Annotated in this window: 1 protein-coding gene; it reads right to left on the bottom strand. The window is 59.5% G+C overall.

Annotation, left to right across the window (positions count from 1 at the left end; genetic code table 11):
- A partial coding sequence (locus Q3F21_RS27190; protein ID WP_340259722.1) for a proline dehydrogenase family protein occupies positions 1-624 on the bottom strand: 624 nt, incomplete at both ends.

The raw sequence follows: 624 nt of genomic DNA, 5'->3' as shown, positions 1-624 counted from the left end.
TATCCGTACATCTCCACCCCCGCCCTGCCCGGCTCCAGCATGTCAGCAAACGCCCGGTACAAATTCGGCGGATGCTCGGCAAGGCGGTGGCATAGATAAAGATACCACTCGTTGCCGTAGGTGAAACACAGGCGTATGGCGGTTCCTTTCGCGAGCAATTCCCGTGCGGCCTCCTCGCGTACGCCGTACAGCATTTCCAGCTCCGCGCGGGCATGGTCCAGGTACTCCCTTTCGAGAGCAGCTTTTACAATCTGCTCGTCATGGGTAGCGATGGAAATCGGGTGCCCATGACGAACGATTTGCTCAGCCAGCGTCAAATACCGCTCCCGCAGCTCGGCGGACCGTGGCAAAGCCACTTCCGGGGCCTCTTTGAACGCGCCCTTGACCAGCCTGATTTTCCCCGGCAGGGCGATCAGGCGCGGCAGATCGTCGTGAGTGCGGTGCAAATGAGCCTGCACCGTAATGCCGACGTTGTCCATACGGCTGGCAAGCTGCTCGTACACGCGGTAAATGGCCGAGGTCTTGGCCAATTCCTCCATGCTGATCATGAGATACTGGCCGTACTGCTCGGCACAGCGGGCAAGCTCCTTGGCATGCTCCAATGCGAGCTTTTCATCTACCAGC

This window comes from Brevibacillus borstelensis, assembly GCF_037834415.1.
Lineage (GTDB): Bacteria > Bacillota > Bacilli > Brevibacillales > Brevibacillaceae > Brevibacillus > Brevibacillus borstelensis_A.
Note: the sequence above shows the minus strand (reverse complement) of the source record. Positions and strands in the feature narration are given on the sequence as shown.